The sequence below is a fragment of the Pseudomonas monteilii genome (assembly GCA_001534745.1).
GTDB classification, from domain to species: Bacteria; Pseudomonadota; Gammaproteobacteria; order Pseudomonadales; family Pseudomonadaceae; genus Aquipseudomonas; species Aquipseudomonas alabamensis.
In genome coordinates, this window is sequence record CP013997.1 from 2,751,110 (window position 1) to 2,766,190 (window position 15,081).

25 protein-coding genes and 1 pseudogene are annotated in these 15,081 nt (G+C 60.8%); 3 read left to right on the forward strand and 23 right to left on the reverse strand.

All coding sequences use genetic code 11. The features are described 5' to 3' along the window. Positions 1–39: 39 nt before the first annotated feature. From APT63_11770 to APT63_11880, 23 genes and pseudogenes are all read right to left on the reverse strand, one after another. Positions 40–1,725, reverse strand: coding sequence for a terminase (locus APT63_11770; GenBank protein ID AMA46248.1), 1,686 nt, complete (start codon positions 1,723–1,725; stop codon positions 40–42). Then, entirely contained in the window at positions 1,725–2,273 is a 549-nt protein-coding gene (locus tag APT63_11775; GenBank protein AMA46249.1) for a terminase, read from the reverse strand. The genes APT63_11770 and APT63_11775 overlap by 1 nt, the downstream gene beginning before the upstream one ends. Positions 2,274–2,472: 199 nt before the next feature. Next, on the reverse strand, positions 2,473–2,808 hold the full coding sequence (locus APT63_11780; protein AMA46250.1) for an HNH endonuclease: 336 nt from the start codon (positions 2,806–2,808) through the stop codon (positions 2,473–2,475). A gap of 217 nt (positions 2,809–3,025) precedes the next feature. Beyond that, positions 3,026–3,250, reverse strand: coding sequence for a hypothetical protein (locus APT63_11785; GenBank protein ID AMA46251.1), 225 nt, complete (start codon positions 3,248–3,250; stop codon positions 3,026–3,028). Beyond that, positions 3,250–3,480 (reverse strand): hypothetical protein, encoded by a 231-nt coding sequence (locus APT63_11790; GenBank protein AMA46252.1) that lies wholly within the window; start codon positions 3,478–3,480, stop codon positions 3,250–3,252. The genes APT63_11785 and APT63_11790 overlap by 1 nt, the downstream gene beginning before the upstream one ends. 306 nt (positions 3,481–3,786) lie before the next feature. Continuing rightward, complete coding sequence (locus APT63_11795; GenBank protein ID AMA46253.1) at positions 3,787–4,209, reverse strand: hypothetical protein; 423 nt, start codon at positions 4,207–4,209, stop codon at positions 3,787–3,789. 543 nt (positions 4,210–4,752) lie between these two features. Continuing rightward, positions 4,753–5,070 carry a hypothetical protein gene (locus tag APT63_11800; protein AMA46254.1) on the reverse strand — a complete coding sequence of 106 codons (318 nt, stop codon included), beginning with the start codon at positions 5,068–5,070 and terminating at the stop codon, positions 4,753–4,755. Continuing rightward, complete coding sequence (locus APT63_11805; GenBank protein ID AMA46255.1) at positions 5,070–5,441, reverse strand: chemotaxis protein; 372 nt, start codon at positions 5,439–5,441, stop codon at positions 5,070–5,072. The genes APT63_11800 and APT63_11805 overlap by 1 nt, the downstream gene beginning before the upstream one ends. A gap of 501 nt (positions 5,442–5,942) precedes the next feature. After that, entirely contained in the window at positions 5,943–6,629 is a 687-nt protein-coding gene (locus APT63_11810; GenBank protein AMA46256.1) for a hypothetical protein, read from the reverse strand. 10 nt (positions 6,630–6,639) lie between these two features. Next, positions 6,640–6,957 (reverse strand): hypothetical protein, encoded by a 318-nt coding sequence (locus APT63_11815; protein AMA46257.1) that lies wholly within the window; start codon positions 6,955–6,957, stop codon positions 6,640–6,642. Continuing rightward, positions 6,954–7,385 (reverse strand): nuclease, encoded by a 432-nt coding sequence (locus APT63_11820; GenBank protein AMA46258.1) that lies wholly within the window; start codon positions 7,383–7,385, stop codon positions 6,954–6,956. The genes APT63_11815 and APT63_11820 overlap by 4 nt, the downstream gene beginning before the upstream one ends. Next, the gene (locus tag APT63_11825) at positions 7,382–7,684 is read right to left on the reverse strand and encodes a hypothetical protein (GenBank protein AMA46259.1); all 303 of its coding nucleotides are present in this window, start codon (positions 7,682–7,684) and stop codon (positions 7,382–7,384) included. Before APT63_11825 ends, APT63_11820 begins: the two co-directional genes overlap by 4 nt. Next, positions 7,675–7,971 (reverse strand): hypothetical protein, encoded by a 297-nt coding sequence (locus APT63_11830; protein ID AMA46260.1) that lies wholly within the window; start codon positions 7,969–7,971, stop codon positions 7,675–7,677. The genes APT63_11825 and APT63_11830 overlap by 10 nt, the downstream gene beginning before the upstream one ends. Continuing rightward, on the reverse strand, positions 7,953–8,420 hold the full coding sequence (locus APT63_11835; GenBank protein AMA46261.1) for a hypothetical protein: 468 nt from the start codon (positions 8,418–8,420) through the stop codon (positions 7,953–7,955). The genes APT63_11830 and APT63_11835 overlap by 19 nt, the downstream gene beginning before the upstream one ends. Beyond that, positions 8,413–8,799 carry a hypothetical protein gene (locus tag APT63_11840; GenBank protein AMA46262.1) on the reverse strand — a complete coding sequence of 129 codons (387 nt, stop codon included), beginning with the start codon at positions 8,797–8,799 and terminating at the stop codon, positions 8,413–8,415. Before APT63_11840 ends, APT63_11835 begins: the two co-directional genes overlap by 8 nt. Continuing rightward, positions 8,796–9,062 (reverse strand): hypothetical protein, encoded by a 267-nt coding sequence (locus APT63_11845; GenBank protein ID AMA46263.1) that lies wholly within the window; start codon positions 9,060–9,062, stop codon positions 8,796–8,798. The genes APT63_11840 and APT63_11845 overlap by 4 nt, the downstream gene beginning before the upstream one ends. 232 nt (positions 9,063–9,294) lie before the next feature. Beyond that, positions 9,295–9,522, reverse strand: a complete 228-nt coding sequence (locus tag APT63_11850; GenBank protein AMA46264.1) for a hypothetical protein — start codon at positions 9,520–9,522, stop codon at positions 9,295–9,297. Next, positions 9,519–10,235, reverse strand: a complete 717-nt coding sequence (locus tag APT63_11855) for a Replication protein P (GenBank protein AMA47870.1) — start codon at positions 10,233–10,235, stop codon at positions 9,519–9,521. The genes APT63_11850 and APT63_11855 overlap by 4 nt, the downstream gene beginning before the upstream one ends. A gap of 74 nt (positions 10,236–10,309) precedes the next feature. Further along, positions 10,310–10,603, reverse strand: a pseudogene (locus tag APT63_11860) (transcriptional regulator). Positions 10,604–11,055: 452 nt separating this feature from the next. Beyond that, on the reverse strand, positions 11,056–11,367 hold the full coding sequence (locus APT63_11865; GenBank protein AMA46265.1) for a hypothetical protein: 312 nt from the start codon (positions 11,365–11,367) through the stop codon (positions 11,056–11,058). Beyond that, a complete protein-coding gene (locus APT63_11870) occupies positions 11,364–12,185 on the reverse strand; it encodes a hypothetical protein (protein AMA46266.1) in 822 nt (273 codons plus the stop codon). Before APT63_11870 ends, APT63_11865 begins: the two co-directional genes overlap by 4 nt. Positions 12,186–12,293: 108 nt before the next feature. Then, a complete protein-coding gene (locus APT63_11875) occupies positions 12,294–12,494 on the reverse strand; it encodes a hypothetical protein (protein ID AMA46267.1) in 201 nt (66 codons plus the stop codon). A 19-nt stretch (positions 12,495–12,513) separates the two neighbouring features. Beyond that, complete coding sequence (locus APT63_11880; protein ID AMA46268.1) at positions 12,514–12,720, reverse strand: hypothetical protein; 207 nt, start codon at positions 12,718–12,720, stop codon at positions 12,514–12,516. A gap of 353 nt (positions 12,721–13,073) precedes the next feature. Between APT63_11880 and APT63_11885 the strand changes: the two genes are divergently transcribed. From APT63_11885 to APT63_11895, 3 genes are all read left to right on the forward strand, one after another. Beyond that, positions 13,074–13,760, forward strand: coding sequence for a repressor (locus APT63_11885; protein ID AMA46269.1), 687 nt, complete (start codon positions 13,074–13,076; stop codon positions 13,758–13,760). Between the two features lie 374 nt (positions 13,761–14,134). Continuing rightward, entirely contained in the window at positions 14,135–14,479 is a 345-nt protein-coding gene (locus APT63_11890) for a hypothetical protein (GenBank protein ID AMA46270.1), read from the forward strand. 381 nt (positions 14,480–14,860) lie between these two features. After that, positions 14,861–15,076 carry a hypothetical protein gene (locus APT63_11895; GenBank protein ID AMA46271.1) on the forward strand — a complete coding sequence of 72 codons (216 nt, stop codon included), beginning with the start codon at positions 14,861–14,863 and terminating at the stop codon, positions 15,074–15,076. Positions 15,077–15,081: the final 5 nt, after the last annotated feature.

A 15,081-nucleotide genomic window follows, 5' to 3' on the forward strand; every position in this document is an offset into this window, starting at 1 on the left:
ATCCGCACAGCGCGCAGATGATGAAATAGTGAAATGCGTTCATGCGATCAGTGGATCCCGAATGCCGGCCATGAAGTTTTCCATGCCGCCCTGCCCCTCTGGATTGAGAGCCATCAGCGTCACAGCGTTGAAGAGCGCCATCAGCGGGTCGATTTTTGCCGAGCCGCTGGCCTGCTTGGTGATGAGGATCGAGTTGCCGCGCGGCTCGACCTTGGCGTTACCGCAGCACCAGGCCATCATCGGCTGGCCACCGTGCAGCAGCGTGCCCTCGGCCAGCTTGCGCTCGGCGGTCTTGATTGCCCCGCCCAGGCGCCAGCCCTGTGAAATACCGTCGATCTTTTCGCGCGGGATACCTACAGCCTCGAGCGCATCGAGAATCGCACCGACGCCGGCCGGGTCCAGGCCGACCTTGTCCAGCAGGCCGGCCTGCTCGACCTGCGCCACCAGCTGCGCCACCTCCTCGATGTCGTCACCGATGCGCTCGACCAGGGTCAGGTGTCCATCCTTGGCAAAGTCGCGGATGCGCGGCGCTTCGGCCTTTCGCCGCTCGAGCACCGAGGGGTGCGCCCAGGCGTGCGTCCAGGTCAGCCAGCGACGTGTGCCTCGCTCGCGCCCGACTCCCGCCAGGCCGAGCAAGTCATCCAGGCCGCCGCCGTCAATGCCGATGTCGATCACCTCGCAGCGCTCGATCAGGTCTTCCAGCGTTCGGCACAGCTCGGAGGCCTGCTGCTCCCAGAAGTCAGAACCTGCCCATCGGTCCGAGAGCAGCGCCAGGCCGATCTCGACGTTGAGGTGCTTGGCCAGGAAGCCGCGGAACGACTCTTCGCCGTCGAGCTGAGCCTGCGTGTAGCCGCGCTCAATGAACGGTTCGTCGACCGACAGCCCAAGGTTGGGGTTGGTGACGTAGGCATTGGAGAATTCCCGGTGTGCGCCAGCATCGAGCATCGCCTTGGGGAACTCGTACAGCACTGGCAGGAATGACGGATCATGGATCTCGCCGTCGCGCACCTTGCGGGCATACATCAGCTTCTGCTTGAAGACCCCCGCCGGTGGCGCATCGGACTGGGTGGTCGCCCAGATGATGAAGCCTTCAGGGCGTGAGGCCAGGCCACCAGTGGCTTCACGCAGCATCGCCTCGGCGTTGGCCCGCTTACCGAACACCCACAGCTCGTCGATGAACACGCCGATGGCCTTCTTGCCGGACACCGTCTCGCTGTCGGCGGCGACCACCTTCAACGTGGCTCCGGTGTTCAGATGCGTGACAGTGCGGATGTGGTCTTGCACCTTCAGCAGCGCTGACAGCTCCTCATCCGCTCGAACCATGTCCCGGATTGGGACGTAGGAGTTGTCGGCGATCTCCTTGGTCGGGGCCAGGATGATGAATTCGCCTGAGGTCCGCCAATTGAGAATTAGCGCGGTCAGCATGATGCCGGCCGCGATCGTGGATTTGCCGTTCTTCTTGCTGATCAGCAGCATGAACTCGCTGATCATCCGGCGCCCGCTCTCGGGGTCATACGCCCCGAAAATGGCGCCGACGAACTCATTGACCCAGGGCCGGACCGTCTCGCACATCAGCGGACTGCCAGTGGCATCGACCATGCGCAGTGCGCCGAACACGTCCAGCGACTCAGCCGCCTCGGTGGGAAACAACGGCTCGAAGGGGATCAGACTCTGGCGCGCAACGATGCGCTGCTCCCAGTCGGGGCATGCGGTTGTCCACTCCATCACTTCACCGCCTTGAGCGGACCGCGCCGCGTGCCGAACTTGCCAGCGCCGACCTCAGCTGCCTTTTGCTTGGCCTGCTCCTTCTTGCCGCCCTCGCCCTTGCGCTGGTGCACGAACGGCATCAGTGCCTTGGCCGCATCGACGCGCAGCTTCGGCTCGGTACCCAGGTCGTTCATCACCGACAGCAGGAAGTCCTTCGGGTCTCGATGCAGGAGCACCTGCGCCAGGTCGAACCCGGCGGGTTCCGCCTCTGGAGGCTCGGCAGCATCAGCAGGATCAGGGTCAACCGGCGCCGGTTCCTTCGCCGGCTTGGGCGGCTTGGCAGGCGGAGCTTTAACATCCGCTTTAACACTTTTAACAACTGGCGGGAGCAGGCCGAGCGCTTCCAGCTTGTGCAATTCGGCGATCACATCAGGGTCTTTTGCGAGCCTCGAACCGGCCGCAGACGCCGTCTTTTCGGGGCATCCGGCTGCAATGGCTGCGTCTCGATTGGACGCACCTTCCCTAAGCGCTTCGATGAACGCGCGCTTTTTGGGTGTTAAAGCCATTAACAAAAAATCCTGGGCGGAAAAAAATCTGTGCGTGGGGTCGGGAGCGGTCTAGTGAACGAAAAATCGTGAAGTTTCGACCCCCCTACCCTATAAATGAGAATTCGTCTCATTTTCGATGAAATTCGAGGGAAATCGGCCGATTCCGCACCCAAACCGCACCAATCCGGTGCATTCCCGGTGGTTTGGCGCCCTCGACCTACGCCAACCCGGCGGTTTCCTCGGCCTGCTTGACCGAGTCGTGGCATGGCTTGCAGAGCGGCTGCCAATTCGCCTGATTCCAGAAGAGTTCACGGTCTCCTCGGTGTGGAACGATGTGGTCGACAATGCGAGCGGCGGTCGTGCGACCGATCTTCTCGCAGTAGGCACACAGCGGATGCTCTTCGAGGTATCGCTCCCGCGCCTTCTGCCAGCGGTAGTCGTACCCACGCTGTGAGCTGGTCTTGCCACTGCGCCAGCTGCCTGGTGTGACGGTCTTGATGCGGCTGTCGGTGCCTTCCTTGAGCCGTGGACTGATCGTCTTGAGCCTGGCCATCACCATCCTCCTGCCATCTTCGTCCCAACCACCACGCCCATCACGAACACCGCTACCACCAGCGTCACGCCTACACCTGATGCATGCGGCATAGCGCCGCCGCGCATTGGTGGCGGCGCAGGTGGTGCCTGCCAGCCTGCTGGGCGCCCGCGCCATTCGGTAGTGGGAGGTCGATCGCCTTGCTCGAGCGGAAGGCGACATTGAGAGCAACGCATGATCACCTCCGGTACCAGGTCAGTTGAAAGCGCCGGGCGTCGGCGGGCACATCAGCCAGCGGCCAACGTAGGCAATTCATGTGCTTGCGCTCCGGCCTTGTACGGCTGACACGAAGCGTCTGTACCAGGTAGGCAGACCCAGCGGCGGTGGTGATGTAGTCGCCGACCGCGATACCCTCGGCGCCATCCACGTACAGCTTGCAGGGCGTATAGGGCGCCCTGGCCATCAGCTGAAGGGATCAGCTGGCTTCGCGATCGAGCGCACGAACCACATGAAGCCTTGCTGCAGGTTGGTCTTGGCCAGGGCCAAGGTGCGCTGATCCACGCCTTCGATCTGGCCGATCTGCTTGAACAGCTCACCTGCATCGGCCTCCAGGGCCTTAATGGAGTTCATGCCGTCGATCTCGCTCTGGGTGAGATCGCGGTAGCCGGTAATCTTCTTGTGCTGGTTGTCCATGATGGATCCTCTGGTGATTGCGCCATGAAACGACGCATATTGATTTCGTTACGCGGGCCAGTCAGGTCGGCGCATGTGGAGCTCGCGGGCGATAGGCGGGTTGGAGCCTAGCCCCTCAGCTCTCCTGAGCCAGCTTGATCGTGGCCAGGAGTACGCCAAGCGAAGCGGCCGAAGACGACTTAGCCAGCTCAGTGACGAGATCCTCAGCCCGCTTCACTTCTGCCTGCTCCTCGGCCGACAGCTCACTGGCCATGCCTTTGATCTGGTAATACTCAGCGCTGACTTTGCTCATGGTTTCCTCCAACGCTATACGGCAGCGTGCTCAAAGCGAATATGCTCAGTCGCTACCGGCTCAAGGCGACCGAGCTGAATATCGAGCAGGCTATCGAGGTGGCGACTCAGCCGCTCAGCCAAAGCACCAGCCGATTCCCCCACAAGGCGCACTGATTGATCAATCGCTTGCTCGAGCGGATCAAGACCTGCAAACGCTTCACCCTGGGCCAGGGCCGGCAACCGCGACGGCCCGTCTTCACTGAGGTGGAAGACCACATGCTTGATGTCTGGCTTGGCGCCGGGGTTGCCCAACTGGCGCTCAGCATCTAGGTCGGGCGATACGATGCACACGTCGCGACCGTACTCGGCACGCAGCGCGCGCTCGATCAGCGCCAGCACATGGGACTTGCCTGCGCCAACTGGCCCGCTGACAACGATTTCAATGGTCTTGCTCACGATCGTTCCTCGCTTGTACGAACCCAGGTTTGATCTGGTGCCTAATTTTTGGTGGTTACAGCAACGTCTTTCAGAGAAGATGGAAGGCCGGAGTAGAGCAGATCTAGACGATCTAGCCTTGCTAGCCTATTTGAACCCTCAAACGAAAAGTCCTCGGACGAGGCGGTAACTGAATGGAATTTCAAGCAGAACAGTTGGATGATCTTTCAATCCAAGTGCTAACTACCCTTTATCAAGCTTTTCCCGACCCTGTGCGCTTGCTCCCAGCTGGCTTTGGGTTAGCTGCAAGCTATGACCCGGGCGAAGAATTAGCCCCTAAATATGGTTCAATGCCGCTTCTGTCGACTAAGAACTTCCTCATGGGCCGCGGAATGATTGTGATGTCACTTACTGCAAATGGTCCTGCGCATAGCTTAAGTGGCACAGGCTTATATATCTGCGAAAAAATTGGCCTTAAACGGGACGTGGCCTTAAGTGAGAACGTGTTCAGCTGAGATAAATTGGAAAACTGGCTTTCAAGCTATGCGAATCGATTCCTGCTGATCAGGGTGCAACTCGACTGAGTGCTTCGTCCGCTTTGTCGGCTGCTTGAGAGGCAGTGGTCGCTGCCTTCGTGGCCTTAGCGGCGGCGGTACCGGTCTGGCGCGCAAGCTCATCCAAGCGCAGGTCACGCTGCTCGATCGCGGCGTCGTAGGCCTGGCGCACCTCGGCCACCTGTTCCAGGTAGGTCTTGGCAAGCGCCCACTGCGCCAGCTGATAACCGCCGAAGCCACCACCTACCATCAGCAGGATCGCGATTGCCCATACCTCGACGCGGCGCCACCAGCGCCGGGCCATGAATTCCAATACGCATCTATCCATTATCGGGCACCTCCGAGTTGGGCGCGTAGGCGCGAGATCTCCTCGCTTTGAAGTGTCACGCGTTCGGTGAGCTGCCCCACCTGGCTGGTGAGGGCTTCGATCTTGCCTTCCATGCGACCAACCAGGGCGGCCAGGTCATTCCGCTCTTTGGCGAACTGGTCGGCACGCGCTTCAGCCTGTTTGCGGGCCTCGCGCTCAGAGTCGAGCAGTTCATTCAGACGGCGGACGGTACCAATGTCGGCGTTGTCCATGGCGCGGTCGGCTGCGTCCTTCGAGAGGAATTTGCGCAACCAGAGAAAAGCGCCCAGCAGTACAGTGCCCGTGCCGCCCAGCCAGGTGGCTGTGCCTGGGCCGAGGTCGGTCGGGTCCATCGAGTTCTCCAGAAAAAAAGCCCTAGCATTTGCCAGGGCTCAGAAAAGAAAAAGCCCAGCTAAACGGCCGGGCTTTCTTAGAATCAAGGATTTAGGTCAGAGATCATTCCATTTTTCAATATTGTGTTCCCACCCTTCCCTATTGTCTTTCTCATACTCGTCTTCTTCATCTTCGTCATCATCGTACGGAGAATCATAAAACGGGTCGCCCGGCTCCTCGTCATCATCCTCTACCGCGAAGTCGCCGTCATAGACGCGCTCCAGTTCTGGTTCTGGTTCTAATTCTGGTTCTAGCTCGTGCTCTGGCTCGTCATCAATAAAGTCGATCACTATCGCACCTCAAATAGGCTAACTGGGCGATCGCTATATATAGGCGCTAGAATTTTCTGTCAACAAAAAACCCGGCACAATGGCCGTGCTTTCTTGGTCAGTCCTCAACGTGCGCAGGAATGACAGGATGGCGCTAATTTCTCTCACTCTCTCAGCAATGTCAACAAGCAATTACGCAGCGTCCCTGTCCAGCAATCCTTCAGCATGGAGAATCGCCCTGACCTCAGTCAGCGCATCGTTGATCATGCCGTCGAGCTTTTCCTTGATCCCGGCGCGCCAGCGGTACCGTGTCGGTTCCGAATTGGCCTCCAAGTCCCATGTGTTCATGTCGTAGAAGCTGTCCGGAAGAATGATCAGGTCTTCGGCAATGGCTTCTACCTTCTTTCGTTCGGCGTGCCCTGCAGCAATGGCTGCATTGACCAGGCTGTCGCGGCGCCATTCCGACGCATCGAGCGGGATATCGACCGACACCGATCGCGGGCCTTTTCGTCGAGCGCCCTTCAGTTTCGGTATTGCCCAGGCGGTGACTGCCTTGTAGATGAAGAGCGGCGGCGCAGGGCTGGCGATCAAGGGCGTGATGGCGGAAATACCCTGGATCTTCTTGGCCTTGCTGGTGGCGTACTTCGCCTTCAAGGCGTTCCAATGCCGAGGGATGAGCAGGTGATGCAGGCGTGCAGCCAGCCAGTAGTCCACCTGCGAGCGGTCTACGTCATGCGCCTGAGCGCCCAGCGTAGCCAAGCACCCCCCATCTTCCTCTGCCGACTTGTAGAGCTTCTGCCAGGCCTGCCCCTTCGCTGCCCCCTTTTCCCCTGCTGCCAGAGCAGCAACCACTGCACCCGATACGCTGCTGTAGATCATGCCCTTCCCCTCAATCCCCGGTGTAGTTCGTTCCGCCGGCACCGCGGCGGTTATTCGATCGGTAGTCGGCGCCAGCTCCATCTGGCTGGCGCCTGGTCGCTTGCTCGAGCTGCCTGCTCATGGCACGCAGCTTCATGTTCAGTTGGGTCACCAGCTCCTCGAGCGGTACCGCCTCCCCTGTGGCAGCATTCACCCAGCCGGAGGCGTTGCATTGGTCGCAGGCCAGATCGTGAAAGACGCCACGGGTGATCCCCTCGCCCCGGCACCAGGTGCACGGCGCCAGCTCGATCATCGCCTTGCGCAAGGCAGGCCCGTGGCTCTTCTTCATGCTGCCACCCGTGGCGTCGGCGCCAGCGCCAAGTAAGCCCTAAGCGTCTGCATCGCTTCGAAGTGGCCACGGCACACCACGGCCAGGTACCCCTGCTCGTTCAGCGCCTGGATGCAGCTGTGCTGGGAGGGACTGATCTCTGCGTCATTCGGCGGCGTGGCCTTGAACTCGATGTACAGGCCGAAGTACCCACCGCGCGCCATCGGCAGCACCAGGTCGGGAACGCCCGCACGCACGCCCTGGGCCTTGAGCTTGATCGCCACCAGCTTGTGCCGGTGTCCGCCGTTGGGAACGTGGTAGATCAGCTTGGCCACGGCCGGGTAACGCAGCTCGATCTCTTTGATCAGCGCGGCCTGTTCCTGGCCTTCATGATCAGCCGGGCGCTTGCGTGGGCCTGGGTTGCGAAACGGTGGCTTCTGAGTGATCACGCCGCCCCCTTCACAGTCAGGATGCCCGCGCGGATCAGCGCTTCGTGCGTCTCGGCGATCGCGCGCGGCATGTCCGACCAGTCCACCTCACCCAGGCCGCGCCCGTCGAGCACGTCATGGCAGGCCGAGCAGGCGTAGACGGCCACGGTGTCGAAGCCCTTCATGCCCATACCCTTCTGGCCGCATGGCAGGTGCGCCAGCACGGTCGTCTCCGGGTTGAAGTTACAGATGCCGGGGATGCGGACCGTGCAGTCCTGGCCGCGCGCGCTGTCTCGCAGTTTCTTGCTGGTCACACGCACGGCTCGACCTCCCTGGCTTTCAGCTGCTCTGGCTCGAACTTTCCAGATAACGGCATGAGTTCACCATCACCATATGCGGTCATCTTCGGGCTCAGGCTGGGGCACGTGACGAACCATCCAGCAGTCGGCGCAACGAAGGAAGGACGGCCCTTGATGGAGAGCGTCTCACCCTTCGCAATTCCCTTCACGATCTCAACCTGGCTGCCTTGGGCGACTACTGCATCCGGGACCAGGGTCAGCGCCAGGTCACCTGGCTTGAATTGATGGCTCACGCTGCGGCCTCCCATTGCTCGGGCATTCGGCCCTTCGGTTCAGTCCAGTGCACCCCACGCTCGGCGCCGAACACATACATGCACTCGATCACGTCGCCCAGCTCGGCTACGGTCATGCGCTTGGTACTGACGCCCAACATCACCACACCGCCGTTGATGCCCGAAGCCATGCGCACCTCCTGGCGGGCAGCGGCGGTCATGAGCGTTTTCCAGTCCTCGGCGTCCAGCTTCTGCATGACCCCGTTCACCGGCCAGTCCACCTGGCGCGCTATATCGCCCAACATGGCCCATAGCTTGGCGTTCTGCTCGAGCGTGCGCCGGGACTTGACCGGGCGCACGATGATCTCGATGGCACCAGCAACAGCCAGCTCGGTAGCGAAGAGATAGGCCAGGCGGCAGACCTCCCGCACTCGAGCCGGCCCAGACGACCAGAAGTGTCGAGGTTTCGCGATTAGGTCAGCCATGGCTCGACTCCTTGGCCATGGCCGCGTCGATGAAAGCGTCAGTACGATTCATCGGGATCTCAGCAACCTCTTTCCAAGTACCTGAGCGCTGACGATTCAGCCACCGGTACCGCTCGGCATCCTTGCGCAGCGCATCGCAGTCAGCGCGCAGGCTTTGGATTGCGCGGAAATTGGCGCCATCGCGTAGTGCCTCGTTCTCGGCCTTGAGCTGGTCAAGCCGCCGCCCTTGAACCTTGAACTCTTCCCAGCAGGCCTTGCGGTCAGCGCCGATACGCTCGATCTCCACGAGCAGCTCCAGCATGTCATCGCCTGTGATCTCCATTGGGTGATGGCCCCAGTCGACGGCGGCTGCGCGTAGTTTTGCTTTGTCGATGGTCATGGCAGCACCTTCAGGCCCTGGGCCTCGATCGCATCAATTGCTTCTGCGCAGTAGTCGCCGGTGTCGTGTACCTCGTTAGGGTCTGGCAGCTCCACCACCACGGCGGCGCGAGAGGCCTGCCAGGCGTACCAGCGGTCCTCGGTTGCCTGCCAGACATAGCGATCGCCATCCATGTGGAAGTCGCACTCTTCGTAGCTAAGCTCGACGAGGTAGTGATGTTCGAACTGCTCTCGGCTGACGTCGCGCATCTTGTTGGTGTCCATCAGTGCTGCTCCTGAAATTGGCGCCGAGAGGTAGCGGTGTCCGGGTGCATCTCAAAGACGTTCAGCGGCTTGAAGCTGGCCAGGAATGACGGCTTGTGGTTGGTCAGCAGCCACTCATTGCGATACAGGTTGAAAGCGAATACCTGCCTGCCGACGCGCATCCAGAAAGCCTCGTAGTAAGAGCCAAGGGCGTAAGCATGGGTCGCACCGCGCGGGGATCGAATAACTGGCATCACTTGCACTCCCGCATGAAGGCGGCCATGTGGCCCATTTGCTCGACGATTGCGTTTTCCTCGGCTGCCACTGCCGCCGAGATTTTCTCCTTGCGGGCCAGGCAGCGCCGACAGTCAACCCGGGACCACTCGCCAGTGAGGTTGCTCGCCTCGCCCAGCCAAGTGCCGCAAGAAGCCTGCTCGCTCGACTCATCGCTCTGGGGCTGGGGATCAAAGTGCGTTTTCACTTGCACTCCTTGCCGGCCACAGGACCGCGCTTGATATTCAACTTGGCCAGCAGCAGCGCGCGGCAGGCTTGAGGGTTGGAGGGGATCGCCTGGCGGCTCATGGCCTGGCCCAGGCGCCACTCGCCGTACTCCTCGGCCAGCTGCAGCTCGGTTTTCTGGCTGTCGTGGCCGATCCCGGTCAGCACCGGCTCGAGTGGACGGCCCTCGACCAGCGCTCGGATGGTGATGTCATAAGCCCGGTCGAACACGGCGCGCGCCTTCTCCGGCAGCAGGTCGGCCAGGTTGTACATCTCGCATTGCAGGGCGGCGTGACGCACAGCTTCATGGGACCAGGTGCGGGCGCCAGACCGACTCGGGTGCAGGTTCACCAGCGCCTCACGAAATGCCAGGTTGTGGCTCGGGATGCCCAACGATTCGGCTGTGGGCAAGCACATGGCGATGAACTCGCCAGCGCTCGGTGCGAAAGGGCTGCCAAGGGCACGGCAACGCTGGATGCCGAAAACGATCTGGTCGATGTCGTGTATCTGCGCGTCCATGAACGCCTTCATCCAGCTGCGCTTGGCCGCGCCCAAGGCCAGATCATCCGGCCAGGCCTGTTTCCAGGCAGGGAAGATGGCCTGCAGCTCGCGGAACAAGCTGTTCACCACGTTGATAGTGCCTGGGTCCAGCTTCTTGGGCTGGGCCGGGGCTGCCGGCGCAGGTATGTTCCCCATCTTCTCAACGAGCTGGACACGATCGTTCACGTTGCCGATCAGCGCCTGAACGCTTTGTGTTGGTCTTGGCTTGCTCATAGATCACCCAAGTCGTTTGCCCAGCTGGTGTCGTCGAAGTCCGGGCCGTTTGTACGGCCAGAGCGCTGCTGTGCACCGGCCAGCACCTTGTCCGGGAACAGGCCGGTCCAGCCGTTGCTGATGGAAAGGTTGAGCACGGCGTCGGGCGCCGGGTGATTGGCCAGGGCCTTGGCCTGCTGCTCGCACGTCTTGGCGGTCAGTGGCTTGCGGATCTCCACGCGGTGCTGGCACCAGTCCGCCCAGGTCTGCTCGCTGACGTTGCAGGGCTTGGCAGTCAGGGGATCGAACTTCGGTGCCTTGCGCGAAGCGGGCGACGCTGCCTTGGCAGGGGCGCGCCCTACACCCTCAGATGTACTGTTGCTCTGTGTATTACTTCCCTGCGTGTTTTCCGAATAGGGGTCACCGCGTTTTCCGAATAGGGTCGAAGCGTTTTCCGAATAGGTATTCGATTTTCCGAATAGGTCAGTGAGGCGAACGCGGCGCTCCACAACCTGGCGACCATCGCGGATCAACTCGACCCGCAATAGGCCCTTGGCAGACAGCGAACTGATGATCTCGGAGACACGGGAGTTCGACAGGCCGAAGAACCTGGCGAAATGGCTGTTGCTGGCGTAGCAACCCCGCTTGGGGTCTTGCAGGCTACCGATCTCGACCATCATCACCTTCTCGGTGATCGACAGGGAGTGGTCCAGCCAGACCTCAGCAGGGATCCAGACGCCCTTGAACTGGCGCGGAATATCAGTCATTGGCCGCGCTCCGCTTCGATGAGCGCGTCAAGGCGCGCCAAGCTATCGCGCACACCTGGGCGGTATGCGTCGAAAAGCTCCGCGCGGATTCGCCCGCCCGGCCCATCTGGGTCGAAAGCATGCCCAGCTGCCCAGCGATCCATACATGCGCTTGCACGCGCACAGGTGTTGCGCAGGCTCTGAACCTCGGCCTTGAGCTGGTCATATACCTCGGCCATCACCACATCGGGCCCGTGAGGGCTGTAGGTGATTCGATTGCCGGCTTCAGAAAGCATCTTGACGGCCTTGTAGCGGTGCACTTCGTTCATGCTGCACCCCGTACGGCTTTGTCATGGGTGTGCAGGCCGTCCCAGTTCTTCTTCATGGGCAGCTCGCCGGCCAGGTACAGCTCGTATAGGCGAGCGGCGCCCTTGCGCAGCAGGATGGGTGTGTAGCTGATGAAGGCTTCGCGCCCGTGCGGGGTGATTTCCTGTTGGTACTCGGTCATGTAGCGGTCGCGGGCATACGAGCCCACGCGCCAGCGGGTGCTTGACTTGCTCTCGTTGTAGAGCCAGTTGCGGCGCTCGAGGAAGTGACCCACCTGCATCACGTTGACCCCATTGAGTCCCTTGCAGAACTGGGTGGCGGTCATGCCCTCCTTGAACAGGTTTTCCAGGTGGTCGATCTTCTTGGCCTGGGCCTGGACTTCGACGGTCAGCAGCAGGCGGGCCTTCTCGGCTTCCTGCTTCTGCTCGACCTGGTCCGCCCAGGCGCGCGCGGCGGCGACTGGGTTGGTGAAGTCGGGCAGCGCCAGGGCAACCTGTGCTTCCAGCTCGCGCCAGCGCTTGATGACGGCCAGCCGCATCTTGGCGCTGTAGCCGGTCAGCAAGGTGTCGGTCATCTCACGGTCGAGGTTAAAGCACGGCAGGCTACGCCCGGTGCTGTCTTTGTACTGAGCCGAAAGTTCGGCCCAGTCAATTTCCAGGTCAGTGAGCATGGAACGGATGTCGGCCAGCACGTGCTTGTGCGCCTTCCCGGTCAGCTCGGCAATTTCGAGCGATGACATCGTGCGCGCCACGAAATTGTGGTTCGCATTTTGTGGCGCGGGCCGGTTTAGGGCCTGTACACTTTGGGTCTGCATATGCATAATTCCCTGAACATGTTGTGTATTGCAGAGAGCCGGGCCGCAATCCCGGCTTTTTTGTCTCTGCGATTTGGTTGAGGCCCTCTAGAGGCCCCTTGTTGAGGCCCTCACCTATCCAGCAGAGGGTCTCTTGAGTCCCACCAGCTCCAGAACCGGTGCCTTTCTCCTGCCAGCAAAGGCAGTCCCGCCAGATGCAACTGCTTCGATAAAGACCTCGTTCACGGCCTCCTCGAATGTCCAACCTCGGGCTTCCATCAGGCGATGAATCTTGGCTCTGGTCTCTGGCGGCACGTTCTTCTCAGAAAATTCCATCGTGCCCTCCTGAGGGCCTCTAGCCCGCGATATCCTTCACTTCGTCGGGCATCAGCGCTTCGATTGCGCCGTTCACTGCCGCCCACTCGAGCATCTCGAACAAGTAGGTGGCATATTCGCGTCGGCTCTTGTCGGCTGCGCGTCTCAGCTGCCGATCAAGCAACGGATAGAGACGGACCTTCCTGGCGATGTCTCGACGCTGGGTTTCGGGGTCCATGAAGCTCATGTGGGTACTGCTCCTTGCTGGGTGGTGGGTTAGGCGGCTGTTTTCTTTGCGCCAGAAGCTGGCCGTGCAGGGTCTTTCAGGGCTTCTTCTTCGAGCGCCTTGAAGACCTCTGGGCGTGCTACGCGCAGAAACATCATTCGTGCACGGGGAATGCCGTGCTTTTTCCAATCGCTCACCGATGGCGGGCGCACCTCACACAGCTCGGCTACGCGAAATGTCCCGCCCAGGGCGTCAATAATTGCGCTGGGGTTCATGCCTGATATCTCCGGCTGGAATCTTAGGTAGGGATATTAGGCATACCTTTCACACAGGTCAATAGGAATACCTTAGATGGACAGTGTTAGGCTCGCCTAATGAGCACACTTCAAGAACGACTCCGACAAATCATGGCCGGGCCGCCCAAGGTTTCGCAGGCCGCGCTAGCCCGCGCCTGCAAGGTGAAGCCGCCGTCCGTGCACGACTGGCTTTCCGGCAAGACCAAGACCATTGAGGGGCAGAACCTGCTTGCGGCAGCGGATTTTCTGCGCGTATCGCCTACTTGGCTTGCCACCGGAAGAGGGCCGATGAAACGTGGCTCCTCGCAGGAGCCTGAGCCTTCTAACGTTGAGCTGACCCTTCAGCCCACAAGGGCTTTCTCGTATCCAGAAATCAGCTGGGTTCAAGCCGGCAGTGCCAGGGAGGCGATCGACATGGGAAATGTAGCGCTGTGCCCGCAGCACACCTCGGACGTATGGGCTGGCGAGGATGCTTTCTGGCTGCGCGTTTCAGGCAACTCGATGACGTCCACCTCTGGCACGTCTTTCCCTGAGGGCACTATCATCCTGGTAGCACCAGACATTGAGCCCAGATCCGGGCAGTTCGTGGTGGCCAGGATGATCGACTCGAACGAAGCGACCTTCAAGCAGCTGATTCGAGATGCGGGCGAGCTTTACCTGAAGCCACTGAACAGCGCCTACCCCACCAAGGCTGTGGACGACACATGGGAGGTTGTAGGGACCGTGGTTGACGGCAAAATGCCCAAGTCGGTGTTCATGGTGTAGGTGGTAGAATGAGGCCTTTACCGGCGTAAGAAAGGATCCCCATGCCGCTCATTGTCTGCCCTGACTGCCATCGCGAAATATCAGACTCTGCTGCTGCATGCCCTGGCTGCGGCAGGCCCATGGCGCGACCAAGGCAGAGATCCCTTGCCCTCTCTGCCCTCAAGAATTTCATCGTCGCGGGCGCGTGCTTCGGTGCCCTCTACTGGATCTTCTCTGCGGCTTCGCCCACAGCCCACCCCAACCCTCAGCCTGCTTCAGAATCAGCTGCTGGCTGGCCCCGCGGCCCGACTGTCGTGGAATTCTCGAAAGACTTCGACAAGCAAGGGAGGAGCGTTTGCTCTGTCTTTGTAACCCCGGTTGGCCGGGATAGCCCGATGCTGCTGGTCCAGAAATACAGCGACCAGAACCTGGTGCACATCAAGCTGCGTCGAGAGGGCTGGGACTACCCACGGAACACATGGGGCAAATTCGACGTAGAGTTTCCAGACGGCAATCCGCTGACCCTCAACGGTTTCCGGTCCGGCCAGGTGATCGACGCCACTATCCCGGCGGAAGCCACCGTAGCGTTCGTGTCCAAGCTCCGTGAAACAGGCTGGCTCATGGTGTCGCTGGCGGACGGACGCGAGCCAACCTGGCGCGTTGACCTATCAGGCATGGCGCCCAACATGGTCAAGCTGAACAGGTGCGCCATGGAGCAGAGGACATCTGCAGGCCAGTAGGTCAAATTTACGCTTCTCCAAGCCCGCCCAGTGCGGGCTTTTTCATGCAGCCTGAAAAAAAAGTTAGGGATGCCTATTGACTGCAAAAGAAGGAATGCCTAATGTTCACTCCATCGAGGCGCTACACAGCCCCTCGGGAGGCCCTCAAGCCTCACACCATCTGGACACGCCAGATAGCAGACGACAGCGAAGTGTCGATCCAGGCCCCGCAAGGCGAAAGCATCAAGCGGAACCGACCTGAAAAAGCTCTTTGACAGAACGATTGAAGCCAGCGACCGACGCCAGTAGCGGGTCGCGGCGAGACAGAAGATCGCCCGGTGCGCCTCAAGCGGGGCGCATCAGGGGGAATCCACTGAATCAACCGCCCTGGAGGGCAAGACGATGCAGATCGAGATCGAACTGGCGCCCAAGCCAGCCCCGCACCCAGCGATTGCTGCGTGGCTGCAGGCCGCTGATCAAGCTGAGCGCGCCGGCCTTACCTTCGCTGCGAACACTTACCGGAGCACTGCACGCAGCATTGAGCTGGAGCAGGAAACTGGCGTTGCAGTCTGCGCCTGCTGCTTCAAGCCATTTGGCCGGGGCGCGCTGCAGCACTGAACAAC